The organism is Deinococcus planocerae (assembly GCF_002869765.1).
Classification (GTDB): Bacteria; Deinococcota; Deinococci; order Deinococcales; family Deinococcaceae; genus Deinococcus; species Deinococcus planocerae.
In genome coordinates this window covers 39,593-55,297 of sequence record NZ_PNOR01000015.1, presented here as the reverse complement: position 1 = coordinate 55,297, position 15,705 = coordinate 39,593, and the positions used below count along the sequence as shown (strand labels likewise).

Genomic DNA, 15,705 nt, shown 5'->3' with positions numbered 1-15,705 from the left:
GCCGTCACCGCCGGGACGAGCCAGGGGAGGGGGCGGCGGGGGGCTCGGGCGGGAGGCTGGACCGTCAAAAGAACTGCCTCAGGTCCATCCCCGCGTACAGGTGGGCCACTTCCTCCGCGTACCCGTTGAAGGGCAGGGTGGGTCGGCGCCCCAGTTCCCCGATGCGGCGCTCGGTCGCTTGGCTCCAGCGGGGGTGGTCGACCGCCGGGTTCACGTTCGCGTAGAAGCCGTACTCGCCCGGCGCGGCCTCGCTCCAGGTCGTGCGCGGCTGCTCGCGGGTCAGGGTGATTCTCACGACCGACTTGATGCTCTTGAAGCCGTACTTCCACGGCACGACGAGCCGCAGCGGCGCCCCGTTCTGCGGCAGGAGCACCCGCCCCTGGAGCCCTACTGCCATCAGGGTGAGGGGGTGCATGGCCTCGTCCAGCCGCAGCCCCTCCACGTAGGGCCAGTCGAGCACGCTGGAGCGCTGGCCGGGGAACTGCGCGGGGTCGTGCAGGGCCGTGAACTGGACGTACCGCGCCTGCCCGGTCGGCTCCACCCGCTTCAGCAGGGCGGCGAGCGGGAAGCCCAGCCAGGGCATCACCATCGACCAGCCCTCCACGCAGCGCATCCGGTACACGCGGTCTTCGAGGGGGAACCACCCCTGGAGGGTGCCCAGGTCCACCGTCTGCGGCCTGCGGACCTCGCCGTCGATCCTCACCGTCCAGGGCCGCGTGCGCAGGCTGCCGCCGAGACGGGCGGGGTCGGCCTTGCCGAAGCCGAACTCGTAGAAGTTGTTGTAGGTCGTGGCCTCCCGGTAGGGCGTCACGGCCTCGGTCGTGTCGTAGGGGCCGGGGGGGTGTCCGGGGCGCCACACGAGGTCCTCGCCCGGCGCGGTGTCCACGGCCCCGGGGGGGCGGGTGAGCAGGGTCAGGCCGCCGCGGAGGGCCGCCACCGTCCCCGTGAAGAGGGCGGCGGGGCGCAGGAAGTCGCGGCGGGTGGGGGTGGAGGGGGGCGCGTTCGTCGCCGGGGCAGGGCGGCCCTCGGGGTCACGGTCGGGGGGGAGGATGGTCATGGGTCTCCTGGGCGGCGAAGGGGGCCTCTTCTCTCCAGCATACGGAGGGCGGTCCTCGCCCGGTTCAACCCAGGACACCAAGCGGCCTCAGGCGTCGCGGCGCAGCCGCCCGCACTGCCACCACGCGGCGGCGAACAGCACGGCGGCGAGGGCGAAGACGGTGCGGTACCCGAAGGCGTCGGCGATCACCCCGCCCACGACCGGGGCGAAGAGGGCCGTGCCCACCAGCGTGTTCAGCGTGCCGATGTAGCGGCTGCGCTCCTCGGGCGGCGAGATGTTCAGGAGGTGGTTGGTGTGCCCCAGCCCGAAGCCCTGCGCGGCCACGCTGGAGAAGAGGAAGACGAGCAGGTACGCCCACGTCCCCAGCCCCAGCGTCCCCACCGTGAGGGCCGTCAGCGGGGCGAGGGCCGCCGAGACCGACGCGTACCGGATGATGCGCCGCGACCCCTTGCGCTCGGCGACCCGCTGCCAGAAGAGGTTCGACAGGGGCGCGACGCCGGTCAGCGTCATCACGAAGACGCCCAGGGTGGCCGCCGGGTACCCCAGCTCGCGCAGGGCGTACACGGCGTAGAAGGGGTCCCCGAGGCTCGCCGCCGCCAGGAGCAGCCGCACCCCCAGGAAGGCCCGGAAGTGCCCGTCGGCGAGCGTGGACGGGATCGCCCGCACCTCGTCCCACAGCCTGCCGGGGGGCTGGGGCCGGTCGGGGGGCTCGGTCACCCGCCCGAAGACCCCGTAGCCCACCGTGTACGCGGCGCCGCCGAGCAGGAAGATCAGCGCGTAGTTCAGCGGGAAGGCCAGCCCGGACGAGAGAATCCAGCGCACCCCCAGCCCCGCCCCGAAGGCGAGCAGCCCGCCGTACAGGTTGCGGGTGCCGAAGAAGCGGGCGCGCCTCTCCGGGGGCACGACCTTGCTCACGACCTCCAGAAAGGGCAGCCCCGCCACCCCCGAGGCGACCGCGTTCGTCAGCATCGCCAGCACGAAGAGGGTGAGGCACAGCGCGGGACGGTCGGCCAGCGTCGCGGCGACCGCCGCCATCGCCAGGTAGGAGAGCATCCGCACGAGGGCCGCCGAGCGGTACACGGGCAGCTTGTACGGCAGGGGCCGCACCCGCGCGGCGACGAGGAGTTGCGGCAGCATCCACCCGCCCCCCGCGATGGCGGGCAGCAGCCCGATCACGGCGTTGGGCGCCCCCAGCCGCGCCGCGAAGCCCGCGAGCACCACCGACACGTTGAGAAAGCCGTCCCCCAGCAGCACCAGCCAGCCGTTGAGGATGCCCAGCCGCTCGTCGCGGTTCCAGGGCTCGCGGCGGGGGAGGGGGCGGACGACCGACACCCGGGCATTATGGGCACGGTCCGGGAGGGCCGTTCAGGATGGGGGGACAGCCCTCACCCCGGCAGCCGCAGCACCCCTTCCAGGGCGGCGTAGGCGTCGGGGCGCGCGAGAAACACGAGTTCGTCCTCGGCGGTGAGGCGCAGCTCGGGGCGCGGCGGGCGCACGGTGCCCTCCCGCACGACGCCCACGACTTCCACGCCGGGAGGGAGGGAGAGGACCGAAAGCCGCGCGCCCTGCCACCCGGTCGGCACGGCCCGCCGGTACAGCTCCCGGTCGGAGGAGAGGGGGGTGGGTCCACCCTCCCCGGCGGGAGCGTCCAGCGGGGCGCCCGGGGAGCCCTCGGGAGGGCGGCGGGGGGAGAGCCGCACCCCCTCGGGGAGCAGCGTCAGGGCCCCCCCCGCGTGGACGGGGCTCGCGGCGCGGGAGCGGGCCTGACCGGGGAGCAGCCCGCCCTCGCCGCTGATCAGGTGGGCCAGCCCCGCCGTGAGCAGCGCGGTGGGCAGCATGGCGTCTCCCCCCCACGCGACCGCCAGCAGCGCCGCCGCGACGGGCACGTTCAGCGTGGCGGTCAGGAAGGCCACCGCCCCGACGAGCGCGCCGACCGCCGGGTCCACGCCGAGCCACGTCGCCGCTCCCGTGCCGAGCAGCCCGCCCACCCCTACCGAGGGCAGCACGCCCCCCCCGAAGGCCAGCCGCGCCCCCAGCGCGAGGAGGAGCCAGCGCCACGCGCCGACCCCCACCGCCTCCGGCCCGAGAAAGCCCGAGAGCCCGAGTTGCACCCAGCCCGACCCGTCGCCGAGCACCGCGGGGGTGCCGAGGGCGAGCGCCGCCGTGAGCAGCCCGAAGCCGCCGCCCAGGACCACGCGCGGGGCTCCGGCCAACCAGGCGTCCGGCAGCACCCGGCAGGCGAACACGGACGCCCAGCCCGCCAGCGTCACCGCCAGCGCCACCCCGGCGAAGCCCGCCCACTGGGGCCCCGCGGGCACCTGGAGGTCCAGGGCGCTGAACAGGGGCGTGAACCCGAAGGCCGCCCCGTACACCGCGTACGCCGCCACCGAGGCGAGCACGCAGGGCATCAGCACCTCGAACTCGAACTCGAAGCGGCGGTACAAGACCTCGGTGACAAGGACCGCCGCCGCCAGGGGCGCGTGGAGCACCGCCCCCAGCCCCGCCGCCGCCCCCGCCAGCGTCAGGGTGCGCGCCTCCACCGCGTCGAGCCGGGTGGCCCGCTGCAACACCCGCGCCCCGAGTTGCCCCACCAGCGTGAAGGGGGCGTCCCGGCCCACGAGCAGCCCGGCCCCGTACCCCAGCAGGGTGCCCGCCAGCGTCCGGAGCTGGAAGACCGGGGCGGGCCACTGCCCCCGCGCGTGGTAGCCCCCCACGAGTCCCGTGAGAGGGTCGCCCGTCTCCCTCGGCACCAGCCACGCATAGGCGGCGCCGACCACCGGCAGGGCGAGCAGCCCCCACGGCAGCGCCGGTCCGACGAAGGCCATCAGCAGCCCGCCCTCGCCCGGAGTGCCGGGGGGCGAGTAGCCCGTGACCTGGCCCCCCAGCCGCACCAACAGGTCGAGCCCCAGCCGCAGCGGGATACACAGCCCTCCCACCAGCGCGCCGAGCGCCACGCTGAGCACGACCAGCCGCCCGGTTTCCAGGCGGGTCCGGACGGCGCGGGGCAGGGGAGAACGCACGGGGAGCATGGTAGTGCAGGGGGAGGGGGGCGGCCCCGTTCCGAACGCCTCACCCCTTCCTGACGCCCCCTACCTCAACGCGAAGGCCGCCGCGTCCTTCCCCGGCAGGCTGAGGTGCAGCCACCCGCCGCTCACGCTCACCTTGGCGTCCTGCTCGGCGTACAGGCTGCGGGTGACGGGCTGGCCCGCCGCCGTCAGCCCCAGGGTGCTCAGGCGCACGCTGTACGTCTTCCGCTCCCGGCCCCCGTGCCAGGCGGCCAGGACCCGCTCCCCGTCCACCTCGCGGGTGAGGAGCAGGAGGTCGTCTTGCATCGCGTCGGGCACAGGCAGGAGGGTCTGGGCGCCCACGCTCAGGGCGCGGCTGGCCTTGCGGATGGCGATGGCGTCCCGGGCGGCGGCGTACACGGCCTTTTCCCCGGGCGTCCACTCGGTCTCGAAGCGCATGTCGCGGCGGTTGTCGGGGTCGGCGCCTCCCCGCATGGCGATCTCGGTGCCCTGCCAGATCACGGGCACGCCCCTTAGCGTCATCAGCGCCCGCAGGCCGTAGCGGGTGCGGGCCTGCCCCTCGTCCTCGAAAAGAGAACCCTGCGCGAAGCGGGGCACGTCGTGGTTGTCGAGGAAAAGGGCCACCTCACCGGGCCTGACGAGTTCGCCCTGCCGGGAGAGCACGTTCGCCACCTGGGTCAGCCCCTGCCCACCCATCAGGCTCCGCTGCATCGCCGCTTGCAGGCTGAAGAGAAAGAGGCTGCCCATGCCCGCCCGCTGCCACTGGGCCACCGTCCCCGTGTCGGCGTCGTACCACTCGCCCAGCGTCCACGTCCCGGCGGCCCGGTCGCGGGCGAGCACGTCCCCCAGGAAGGGCCGCTCCACGTGCTTGATCGCGTCGTACCGGAAGGCGTCCATCCCCCGCGCCCGCCAGAAGTCCGCGTTCCTGAACAGGAGGTCGCGCACCTCGGGATTGGACTGCTTGAGGTCGGGGAGTCCGGCGAGGGGACAGTCCACGTCCCGGTTCGCCGCGCTCGCCGCATTGCAGTCGGCCTGGGTGTGGAACCACGCCGGGTGCTCCTTCACCGCCGGGGCCGCGTACCCGTAATGATTGATCACCTGATCGAGGACCACCCGCATCCCCGCTCCCCTCGCTGCTCTCGTGAAGGTGTCGAAGTCAGCCAGCGTCCCGAAGTGCGGGTCCACGTCCCGGAAGTCGGCGGGCCAGTAGCCGTGGTAGGGCGCGGTGTCGAAGGAGTTGCCCGCCTGCTGCCGGTAGATCGGCGTGAGCCAGACGGCGGTCGCCCCGAGGCCCTGGATGTAGGGCAGTTTCTGAGTCAGCCCCGTGAGGTCCCCGCCGTGCCAGGCGCGGAGGTTGGTGCGGTCCACGCCCGCGTTGTTCGTCCTGTCGCCGTCGAAAAAGCGGTCGGGCATGACCTGATAGACGATCTGCCCCTCCCAGGAGGGCGGGGCGGCGGGAGGGGAGGTCTGCGCGCCCGCCAGGGAGGCCAGGAGCGCGCCGAGCAGGGGAAGGCGGCGCATAGGTGGGGACATGGTAGGGGAAAGGCGGGAGGCACGTCCCAGCTCAGCCGTTCGCTTCCCGGTCCCCTCTCCTTGAGCCATTACCAGACGCGGTTGCTCCAGCCCGCCTGACGTTCCTCCCGGAAGCGCTGCACCCATTCCTCCGTCAGCCCGTCCGCCAGCCGTTCGAACGCCGGGGGAGCGATGGAAACGTCGGTGGGGAGGTCCAGATACGCCAGCACCGCCCGAACCGTCCCCTCGTAGTCGCGGATGAAGTCCTCGTAGACGAGCGTGAGGGGCAGGACGCCTCCCTCGGCGAAGAACTCCTCGGTGGCCGCCTCGCGCAGACTGCACTCGGCAAAGAGGTGGTTGATCGCGTCGAAGGAGTAGCGGCCTTGCAGGTCCCCCGCCTGTGGCGCCTGCCCCCGCTCGCGGTGCCACTCCCCCGAGACGATGGCCCGCCACCACGACACGGCCAGCCGGACCTTGTTGCGGCGCGTCATGTAGAGATGCCGGGAGCTGGGAAACACGGCCTCCCAAACGTCCGGGCGGGGCACCTCCGGGGAGAGGGCCAGTTCCCTTCGGAAGGTCTGCATCCACGGCCCGAACCGCTGATCCGGCCCGTACTTCAGGCCGAACACGCCGTTCGGCGTCGTGCCCTCCCGCACCATGTCCCGCAGGTCTTCGAGCGTCGTCGCCTGTGGGTCACGCTCATTGAGCTGTTCGGAGATTCTTCCCGCAATGCCCGTGGACCGCAGGGCTTCGCACAGCAGGGTGCTGCCCGTGCGCTGGGAAAACCAGATCGTGTAGCAGCGTTCGGGGAGTTGACCTTCCACACCCTACTGTGGCCCAAAAAGGGCAGCACCGCCTCCGCCCGATGACGTAGGCAGCGGAGAAGGGACTTCGATGGCCGCTGACTCTCAGGGTCTGGAAGACGCCTCACCCCGTATTCCGCACCCCCGCCGCGATCCCCTGGAGGCTCACCATCAGCGGGCGCTCGAACTCGTCCAGGCCGCCCTCCGAAGAGCGGGCGCGCCGCAGCAGCTCGGCCTGGATGCGGTGGATGGGGTCGATGTACGGGTTGCGCAGCCCGATGCTCTCGCGCAGCCGCGGCTCGTTCGCCAGCAGCTCGGCGCCCACCGCCTCCTGCACCAGGCAGACCGTCTCGTCGAACGTCCCCTTCAGCCGCCCGGCGAGGTCGTGATTATCTGTAAGCCGCAGGTATTCGCCGAAGATCAGGAAGTCGCTCTTGGCGAGGCTCATCTGCGCGTTGTCGAGGATCGTGCGGAAGAAGGGCCACCCGGCATACATCGTGCGCGCGAGGTCCGGGCCGATCTCTCGCAGGCCCTCCGCCAGACCGTACCAGCCGGGGAGGTTCGCCCGGTTTTGCGTCCAGCTCATCACCCAGGGGATCGCGCGCAGGTTCGACAGGCTCGGCGCCCCGGGCCGCCGCACGGGCCGCGAGGCGATGTTCAGCCGGGCGATCTCGTGGATGGGCGTCACGTCCTCGAAGAAGGGGATAAAGGCCGGGTCGTCCACCAGGGCGCGGTAGGCGGCGGCACTCGCTCCTGCGGCCCGCTCCATCGCCTCCATCCACTCGGCGGGCGGGTCCTGCGCGGGCCGGGCGGCGGCGAGCATCAAGCCGTAGAGTGCCTGTTCGAGGTTGCGCCGCGCGAGGACCGGGTGGCTGTACTTGTCGGCGAGCGCCTCCCCCTGCTCGGTGATCCGCAGCCCCACGTCGATGGTCCCGGCGGGCTGACCCAGGATCGCGCGGCTCGCCGGGCCGCCCCCCCGCCCGATGCTCGTGCCGCGCCCGTGGAAGAACCGCCACCGCACCCCCGCCCGGCGGCACACGTCGCTGACCCGGCGCTGGGCCTCGTGCAGCGCCCAGTTCGCGGCCAGAAAGCCCGTGTCCTTGTTCGAGTCGCTGTAGCCCAGCATGATCTCCTGCACGTCCTCACCCAGCACCGCGCGGTACTCGGGCAGGCTGAGGAGTTCCCACACGACCTGCGGGGCGCGGGAGAGGTCGGCCAGCGTCTCGAAGAGGGGCACGGGCAGCACCCGGAAGCCCACCTCGCGGGCGAGCAGCAGCGGTTCGAGCACGTCCGACACGCTCTCGCTCATGCTGATGACATACCGTCCGAAGGCGCGGGGACCGACGAGCTTGGTTGCCGCCTGCACCTCGCGGACCGGGCCGATGGCCTTTTCCAATTCCTCCGGCAAGTCTTCCCCGGCGGGCCAGAGGGGACGGCGCGAGCGCAACTCGTGGGTAAGAATCTCCTGCTTGGCGTGCTCGGGCAGGTTCTGGTAATCCGGCTCCCCCCCCGCCTCGGCGAGCAGCCGCGCGACCGCCGCCCCCGTCTGGGCGCTGTGCTCACGGACATCCAGGCTCACGAGATGTTGTCCGAACACCCGTGCCACTGCGAGGAGCGGCGTGAGAAGCTGGTCCGCGCTGCGGTGCTGCCCGTCGGTGTGGAGCCGGGCCTGGAGGGCTTCCAGGCGGGGCAGCAGCTCGACCTTCTCCCCGTCGCGGATCGCATTGTGAAGAGCCTGCAACTCCCGCCGGTACGGTTCCTGCCCCTGCCCCTGCGAGCCCGTCTCGTCCTGGCTGAGGTCGGAGTATGCCTGCCGGATCGAGGTCAGCAGCAACTCGCGCGCCCGCTCGCGGTGCAGACTCAACGCCTCGCGGGTGGCCTCCGGCGTCACGAAGGGGTTGCCGTCGCGGTCGCCGCCCATCCACGAGGAGAAGGAGAGGGGCAGCCGGGCGTCCGTGTCGCGCCCGTACACGTGCCGGAAGCCGCGCGCGAGGTCGCGTTGCAGGTTCGGCAGGGCCTGGGCGATGCTCGTGATGTAGGTCAGGCCGCCCTTCACCTCGTCGAGGACGGTGGGCTTGAGGCGCCGCAGTTCCGGGGTGCTCCACATCGCCTCGACGTGGGCGGCCACCCGCTCCTGCCCCGCCTCGTTGAGGTTGGGGATGTCGCGGGCGACTTCGACGAGGTGGTGGCGGATGGTCCGGCGCCGCATCTCGGTGGGGTGTGCGGTGAAGGTGAGCCCCAGGTCGAGCCGGGCGAGCAGCTCCTCGGCCTCCTCGGCGCTCACCCCTTGGGCCCGGAGGTCCACGAGGGCCTGCTCGATGCTCTGGGGCCGCACGCCCTGGGTGCCCGAGAGCACCCGCACCCGCTCGTACTCCTCGGCGAGGTTGACGAGCTGGAAGTACCAGGAAAAGGCCCGCACCAGATTCTCGGCGGTCCCCGCGTCCAGCCCCGAGAGCAGGGCGCGCAGCTCGCGGTCGTCCCCACCGGCCCGCACGTCGCGCACGAGGGCCCGGGTGCGTTCCACGAGATCGAAAAAGGCCTCGCCCTCCTGTTCCCTCAGGACCTGCCCCAGCGTGCGCCCGAGCACGTTCACGTCACTGCGAATGCCCATGTTCGTCCCCCTCCACGTAACGGTAGCGGTCTACCCCCAGAGCCCGCCCCCCCTCCATCTGGACAATCACCCCGTTGAGCTCCGCCGGCCCCTCCGCCACGGTGAAGCGGTGGGGCCGCTCGGTCAGGAACTTCGCCACGGGTCCCTCGGGGGCGGCGCCGATCACGCTGTCCCGCGGCCCGGTGAAGCCCGCGTCGGTCTGAAAGGCCGTCCCCCCCGGCAGGATGCGGGTGTCGGCGGTGGGGACGTGGGTGTGCGTGCCGATCACGGCGGCCACCCGCCCGTCGAGATGCCACGCGAGCGCCGCTTTCTCGCTCGTCGCCTCGGCGTGCACGTCCACCAGGACGCTCCCGAGGTCGCCCCGCTCCAGCAGCTCGTCCAGCGCCCGGAAGGGGTTCGCCACCGCCTCCATGAAGACCCGCCCGAGCACGTTCACGACCGTCAGCCGCTCGGTGGTCCCGCCCGGCGTCCTCACCTCGAACGTCCGCCAGCCCACGCCGGGGGTGCCGGGGTCGGCGTAGTTCAGGGGCCGCACGATGGGGTACTTCTCCTCGTCGAGCATCAGGGAAAAGACGTCTTTGTGGTGCCAGGCGTGGTTGCCGAGCGTGATGCAGCCCGCCCCGGCGCGCAAGATGGCGTCGGCGGCCTCCCGGTGCAGCCCGAAGCCCCCCGCCGCGTTCTCGCCGTTCACGACCACGAAGTCGAAGCGGGAGCGCAGGGTCGGCAGGTGTGCCCCCACCACCCGGCGCCCCGGCGCCCCGTACACGTCCCCCACGAACAGCACCCGCAGCATGACCCCCACCCTAGCGCGGTGGGTCCGCCGTGACCGACATCATCAAACCTTTACTTTTCGGTGAGGCCAGGCGCTAGAATGCGCCCGCGGGAAGGAGAACGTGGAGCATGGCGTGGACGATGAGGGAGCCGAGAAAGGGCGATGTGGGCGCGGTTCGCCTGGCCTCTCATTCGGCCTTCATGCGGGCAGACGGGGGAGGGGACGTGAACTGTGGGGCTTGCTCACGTCTTCCTCACAGCGCAGGCGCTAGGTTGCATCTGTGAATGAGGGGGCCGGGGTGAAGCGGTGCGTGCGGGGCCAGGGCGCGGGCCGGGCCGTGCCCTGCCGCCGCCGGAGTGCCCGTGTTTGACGACCTCGATTTCTTTGGGGCACCGTCCGCCTCCACCCCGGCCCGCCCGACTCCCCGACCCGTTCCCGCCGCCGCGTCTTCCGCAGCGCGTCCGGGCCTGCGGCAACTGCTCTTGGAGGCGCAGCCGTCGGCGCTTTTCCTGCTCGACGGGGCGGGGCTGATCCTGGAGGTCGGCGGGGCGTGGGAGGCGGTCACCGGGGTGAGGCCTGAGGAGGCCGCCGGGCAGCCGCTGCACCGCTGGCTGCGCTATGACCGGGCCCGTCACCCGGGGGCGCTGCGGGTGGGGCAGGGGGCGCTGGAGGAGATCACCCTCGTCACGCCGCTGCACACCCACGTCGTGCGGGTGACGTGGGGGGCGCGCGGCGAGTATGTGGCGGGCACGCTCGAACCGCTCGCCCCCGCGGCGCAGCACGCCTTCCGCACCGCCGAGCGGCTTCAGGACACCGAGCGGGCCCTCGACGAGGCGGTGAACTTCCTGGGGGTGAGCCAGGACGCCTGGCAGGCCGAGCACATCCGCCGGATCGTGGACTTCGCCGGGAGGCTCGCCGAGGCCTCGGGCCTGTCTCCCGCCGAGGTGGCCGCCGTGCGCTGGGGGGCGGCCCTGCACGACATCGGCAAGGCGCGGGTGCCCCAGGCCATCTTGCAAAAGCCCGGTCCCCTCGAGCCTCTGGAGTACGAGGTCATCCTCCAGCATCCGGTCTGGGGGGTGCAGCTCCTCGCCGACCTGCCGTTCCTGCCCGTGCAGACGGTGGAGGCCGTGCGCCACCACCACGAGCGCTGGGACGGCGCGGGCTACCCCCTCGGCCTGGAGGGGGGCCGCATCCCCCTCTCCGCCCGCATCGTGGCGGTGGCCGACGTGTTCGACGCCCTCACGAGTGCGCGGCCCTACAAGACCGCCTGGAGCTATCAGGACGCCGTGGAGCACCTCATCGGCGAGGCGGGGCGCCACTTCGACCCCGCGCTCACCCGCCTGTTCGTGTGCGGGGTGCTGGGCTTCACCCACCTGGCAGAACGCTTCGGGGACGCCGCCGACGCCCTGGACTGAGCGGCGCCCCGCCGTCCCCCGGGCCGCGGCCTGCGGCGGTCACTTCAGGTAGGGCGCGAAGCGGGCCACGGTCGCCGCGTCGGGGTTCGGTGTGGCGCGCAGCAGGCGGTTGCCGCCGAACACGAGGAGCAGATGCTTGCCCGCGCCCGCCCCCAGCGCCCCCGCGCTCGCCCGGTAGGGGCCCGCGAGCACGACCTGGGACGTGTTCGCGTCGAAGGCCAGGGCGGCGGCGCTGAGCTGCGGCGCCCTGGCCCGCACGCCGCCGAGGGCGCTCACGAAGCCCGTTCGCACGTGCAGGATGAGGCGCTCGGCCCGGAGCCCCTGGAGCCGCGCGTCCGAGTACGTCACTCCGCCCGAGGCCGTCACCGTGCCGCGCCCCAGGTCGTAGGTCACGTTCCCGGCCCGCAGGGTGCCGCCCTGCCGGGTGGTGACCGTGGCCGTCCGGGTGACGAGGCGCTCGCCGGGTTGCAACTCCATCCGGGCGGCACTCAGCCGCAGCCCGGTGCGGGCGTCGGTGGCGCTTCCCCCCTGGGGCAGTTCGGTCGCGCCCGTCTGGAGGTTGAGGTTCTGCGTCCCCCGGGGGGTCACGTTGAGCCCCCCGAACGTCACGGCCCCGCCTGCCCCGAGGGTCAGCGCGGCGAGCAGGGGAAGGACAAAGCGCTTCATGCGCCCCACCCTAGCGTCCGCCCCCTGAGCCCGGTGAGCGGGCGCGTCAGGCCCGCTTCAGCCCCGGCGAGCCGTCCGCGCTCATCCCTCCTGACCCGCCCGGGGGCGCGGCGGGGTACACTCCGTGCGCAGTGAAGCGTCTCCTCCTTCTCCTGTTGCTTGCGGCCTCCACGGCCCTCGCCGCGCCGCGGGTGGGCACCCACCCCGGATACACGCGGGTGGTGTTCGACCTGCCCCGGCCCGCCTCCGCCCGCACCCCCACCTCCAGCACCCAGGTCACGGGCGGGCGGGTCACCGTACGGCTGAGCGTGCCCCTGGCTGCCGCGCGGGGTCGCCTGAGTGCCCCCGGCGTGACGGGGTACACCGTCGCGGGCCAGACCGTCACCGTGACCCTCACCCCCGGCGGGAGGAAGGCGACCGCGACCGTCCTGCCTCCGAGGAGCGGTCAGCCCGCCCGGCTCGTGATCGACGTGCCGACGGGGGCGGGGGCGGCGGCCCGCTCTCCCGCCGCGCCCGTGCGCCCCGCCGCCGTTACCCGACCGGCGGGCACAGCGCGCCCCGCCCGGCCCGTGGTCGTCCTCGACGCCGGGCACGGCGGCATCGACCAGGGGATGCGCAGCCGCTGGGTCACCGAGGCCGAGGTCACCCTCGACGTGGCCCGCCGGGTGCGCGACGAGCTGCGGCGGCACGGCGTCGAGGTCGTGATGAGCCGCGAGAGCAACCGGCACCTCAGCGCGAACAAGAGCACCGACCTCGACCTGCGTTCCCGCCTCGCCACCAACGCCAAGACCACCGCCTTCGTCAGCATTCACGTCAACGCCTCCACCAACCCCGCCGCCCACGGCATCGAGACGTACTACTTCGGCCAGCCGCTCGCGGGCCAGAACCGCAGCCTCGCCGTCCGCGAGAACGGCGGCGGCAGTCTCGGCCAGGAGCTCACCCGCCGCGCCGCCAACAACGCCCAGAACCTCCTCGGCGACCTCCTCGCCCAGGCCAAGGTGTCCTTCTCGCGCTCACTCGCCCAGAAGGTCCAGTCTCGCCTGATCTCCGCCACGGGTGCGCTCAACCGCGGCGTGCAGACCGACGCCTTCTACGTCATCCGCAACCCCACCACCGCTGCCGTCTTGATCGAGATCGGTTTCGGCTCCAGCCCGGTGGAAGGCCCCCGCCTCGCCCAGCCCGCCTACCGCGACCGGGTGGCGACGGCGATTGCTCGGGCGATTCTGGATTTCGTGCACGCGGAGTAGGGGTTCTATAGATGTGGACGAACTAACCTGCTGAACCAGAGCTGCTTCGCTAACGGTTCTTTAACACCTGCTCAAGCTCATTGAAAAAACCGCTCGTGAACACTCCTCTTTGAATTGCTGCCTGCATGAGGGCGAGCAAGTCGTCCTCGGATAAATCTAAGGGACGTGTCTGAAACCTACCGTCTTTCCACCAGGAAAAACGTATCTCTTCCTCACCAGTCGCTTTAATCCTCAGTCTTTCGATCCGTGCCCCGTCTCGATCAGCATGTGCTATTTCTTCAGCATAACTCGTAGACCGCATGTTGCCCTCCTATTCGACATTAGCTGCCGGGCTTGCCTTATCGCCTTCCTTTCACCGTCCAGGCGTGTTCCTCCAGCCCCGCCGTCTGGTTCGCCGCGCGGGCCATCACGAACAGCAGGTCGGAGACGCGGTTGAGGTAGACGAGGACGTGGGGGTTGACCTCCTCGACTCCCGCAAGCCCAATGGTCACGCGCTCGGCGCGGCGGGCGACCGTGCGGGCGACGTGGAGGGCGGCGGCGGTGGCGGTGCCGCCCGGGTGGACGAATCCCTTGAAGACGGGCGCCACGTCTTGGTAACGGTCGATCATCGCCTCCAGGAAAGCGGCGTCCTCCGCGTCCATGCGGCTGATCTTGCTCGCGGAGACGCTGCCCTGCCGGGTGGCGAGGTCGGCCCCCACGTCGAAGAGGGCGTTCTGGAGGTATTCCAGGTCGGCGTCGAGGGTCGCGTCGGGCTGCGCGCTCCCCATGTTGTGCGCCCGCGCGAGGCCTACCACGCTGTTGAGCTCGTCCACCGTCCCGTACGCCTCGACCCGCACGTGCGTCTTGCTGACCCGCTCGGGGCCGTAAAGGCCGGTGGAGCCGTCGTCGCCCGTCTTCGTATAGAGCTTCATGGGAGACAGGGTAGTGGGTCGCGGGCGGCGGGGGGTGGGAAAAAGGGAAGCGGGAGCCAAAGCTTTCGCCTTCGCTCCCACTCCATCCGATCAATCCCGCTACGCCCGACCCGTCGTCTCCGTCAACTCGCGGAGCTTGCCAGCCAGCTCCGGCGTCAGGTCGCCTTCCCGGTAGCGCCACGTCCAGTTCTGGGGGCCGGTCGAGCCGGGGAGGTTCATGCGGTCCTCGCTGCCGAGGTTAAGGAGGTCTTGCAGCGGCACGACGGCGAGGTTGGCCCGGCTCTCGAAGGCCATCCGGACGAGCCCCCACGCGAAGGTCTCCTCGGAGGGGTCGCTGCTCGTGTACACCCGGAAGTTGTGCCGCTCGCTCTCCAGGGCGTTCCGCCACCACCCGCGCGAGGTGTCGTTGTCGTGGGTGCCGCTGTACACGACCTGATTTTCCCGCAGGTTCTCGGGCAGGAAGGCGTTCACGCTGAAATCGCCGCCCCCGAAGGCGAATTGCAGCACGGCCATCCCCGGCAGCCCGAAGTCGTCGCGCAGTTTTTCCACGTCGGGGGTGATCACGCCCAGGTCCTCGGCGATGATGGGCACGTCGCCCAGCGCCTCCCGCACGGCGGCGAGCATCTCGTGGCCCAGCGCGGGCACCCAGCGCCCGTGGATCGCCGTCTCGGCGGGGAAGGGAATCTCCCAGTACCCGGCGAAGCCCCGGAAGTGGTCCACCCGCACCACGTCGAAGAGCCGCAGGCTGCCCCGGAAGCGCTCGATCCACCAGCGGAAGCCGCCTTGCGCCATCACGTCCCAGCGATACAGCGGGTTGCCCCAGAGCTGCCCCGTCTCGCTGAAGTAGTCCGGCGGCACCCCCGCCACGACGGTCGGCTGCCCCTGGTCGTCGAAATAGAACCCCTCGCGGTTGGCCCACGCGTCGCTCGAATCCATCGCCACGAAGATCGGAATGTCCCCGATGATGCCGACGCCCCGCTCCCGCGCGTACTCCCGCAGGGCCGTCCACTGCCGGAAGAACAGGAACTGGATGAACTTCACCCGCAGGGTGTCGGAGGCCAGCCGCTCCCGCGCCGCCGCCAGCGTCCCCGGCTCGCGGTCGCGCAACCCCGGCTCCCAGGCGTTCCAGGGCAACCCGCCCTGCTCGTCCTTGAGGGCCGCGAAGAGGGCGTAGTCGTCCAGCCACGCGGCCTCCTCCCCCCGGAAAGAGTCGAAGTCGGCCTGCAATTCGGGTGCCCCGCCCGCGGCGTAACGTTCGTAGGCCCGCCTCAGCATCCCGGTACGCCAGACGTACTGGAGGCCGAAGTCCACCCGGTGCTCGTCAAACCCGGGCAGGTCGGCGAAGTCCTCTTCCTGGAGCAAGCCCTCCTCCCGCAGCGTGGCGAGGTCGATCAGGTAGGGGTTCCCGGCAAAGGCGCTGAAGGCCTGGTAGGGGCTGTCGCCGTACCCGGTCGGCCCGAGCGGCATGACCTGCCAGTAGTGCTGCCGCGCCGAGGCCAGCCAGTCCACGAACGCCCGCGCGTGGGCGCCGAGTTCGCCGATGCCGTGGGGCCCGGGCAGGCTGGTGGGATGCAGCAGCACGCCGCTGGAGCGCTTGATCGTCATGAGGGGGTCCTCCCTGGGATGAGAGCGGGGTGGAGTGGAAGTGATTCCAGAAAGCCGCCGTATTGTACCTATTCTTACCG

The 15,705-nt window shown here is 71.9% G+C and carries 12 protein-coding genes; 2 read left to right on the top strand and 10 right to left on the bottom strand.

Going from position 1 to position 15,705, the window contains the following annotated elements:
• Nucleotides 1–64: 64 nt before the first annotated feature.
• The 7 genes from msrP to A7B18_RS10305 all read right to left on the bottom strand — a co-directional run bounded on the left by msrP (nucleotide 65) and on the right by A7B18_RS10305 (nucleotide 9,802).
• Nucleotides 65–1,057 (bottom strand): protein-methionine-sulfoxide reductase catalytic subunit MsrP, encoded by a 993-nt coding sequence (gene msrP / locus A7B18_RS10335; RefSeq protein ID WP_102126617.1) that lies wholly within the window; start codon nucleotides 1,055–1,057, stop codon nucleotides 65–67.
• Nucleotides 1,058–1,144: 87 nt separating this feature from the next.
• Nucleotides 1,145–2,389 carry an MFS transporter gene (locus A7B18_RS10330; RefSeq protein WP_102126616.1) on the bottom strand — a complete coding sequence of 415 codons (1,245 nt, stop codon included), beginning with the start codon at nucleotides 2,387–2,389 and terminating at the stop codon, nucleotides 1,145–1,147.
• Between the two features lie 53 nt (nucleotides 2,390–2,442).
• A complete protein-coding gene (locus tag A7B18_RS10325; protein WP_245872822.1) occupies nucleotides 2,443–4,086 on the bottom strand; it encodes a chloride channel protein in 1,644 nt (547 codons plus the stop codon).
• A gap of 60 nt (nucleotides 4,087–4,146) precedes the next feature.
• Nucleotides 4,147–5,604: an alpha-amylase family glycosyl hydrolase gene (locus A7B18_RS10320; RefSeq protein ID WP_102126615.1), complete on the bottom strand. Its 1,458-nt coding sequence runs from the start codon at nucleotides 5,602–5,604 to the stop codon at nucleotides 4,147–4,149.
• 80 nt (nucleotides 5,605–5,684) lie between these two features.
• Nucleotides 5,685–6,419, bottom strand: coding sequence for a Stf0 family sulfotransferase (locus tag A7B18_RS10315; RefSeq protein WP_102126614.1), 735 nt, complete (start codon nucleotides 6,417–6,419; stop codon nucleotides 5,685–5,687).
• 103 nt (nucleotides 6,420–6,522) lie between these two features.
• Nucleotides 6,523–9,009, bottom strand: coding sequence for a phosphoenolpyruvate carboxylase (locus tag A7B18_RS10310; protein WP_102126613.1), 2,487 nt, complete (start codon nucleotides 9,007–9,009; stop codon nucleotides 6,523–6,525).
• The gene (locus tag A7B18_RS10305; protein ID WP_102126612.1) at nucleotides 8,993–9,802 is read right to left on the bottom strand and encodes a TIGR00282 family metallophosphoesterase; all 810 of its coding nucleotides are present in this window, start codon (nucleotides 9,800–9,802) and stop codon (nucleotides 8,993–8,995) included. The genes A7B18_RS10310 and A7B18_RS10305 overlap by 17 nt, the downstream gene beginning before the upstream one ends.
• 341 nt (nucleotides 9,803–10,143) lie before the next feature.
• Between A7B18_RS10305 and A7B18_RS10300 the strand changes: the two genes are divergently transcribed.
• Nucleotides 10,144–11,196, top strand: coding sequence for an HD-GYP domain-containing protein (locus tag A7B18_RS10300; protein WP_245872821.1), 1,053 nt, complete (start codon nucleotides 10,144–10,146; stop codon nucleotides 11,194–11,196).
• Nucleotides 11,197–11,235: 39 nt separating this feature from the next.
• On the opposite strand, the gene A7B18_RS10295 is transcribed toward A7B18_RS10300, so the two are convergent.
• Complete coding sequence (locus tag A7B18_RS10295) at nucleotides 11,236–11,862, bottom strand: hypothetical protein (RefSeq protein WP_102126610.1); 627 nt, start codon at nucleotides 11,860–11,862, stop codon at nucleotides 11,236–11,238.
• A gap of 131 nt (nucleotides 11,863–11,993) precedes the next feature.
• Here A7B18_RS10295 and A7B18_RS10290 point away from each other — a divergent pair, with 131 nt between their 5' ends.
• Complete coding sequence (locus A7B18_RS10290) at nucleotides 11,994–13,109, top strand: N-acetylmuramoyl-L-alanine amidase family protein (protein WP_102126609.1); 1,116 nt, start codon at nucleotides 11,994–11,996, stop codon at nucleotides 13,107–13,109.
• A gap of 338 nt (nucleotides 13,110–13,447) precedes the next feature.
• On the opposite strand, the gene A7B18_RS10285 is transcribed toward A7B18_RS10290, so the two are convergent.
• Both A7B18_RS10285 and malQ read right to left on the bottom strand, forming a co-directional pair.
• Nucleotides 13,448–14,020 (bottom strand): cob(I)yrinic acid a,c-diamide adenosyltransferase, encoded by a 573-nt coding sequence (locus tag A7B18_RS10285; protein WP_102126608.1) that lies wholly within the window; start codon nucleotides 14,018–14,020, stop codon nucleotides 13,448–13,450.
• 99 nt (nucleotides 14,021–14,119) lie between these two features.
• Entirely contained in the window at nucleotides 14,120–15,625 is a 1,506-nt protein-coding gene (gene malQ, locus A7B18_RS10280; RefSeq protein WP_102126607.1) for a 4-alpha-glucanotransferase, read from the bottom strand.
• Between the last annotated feature and the right edge of the window lie 80 nt (nucleotides 15,626–15,705).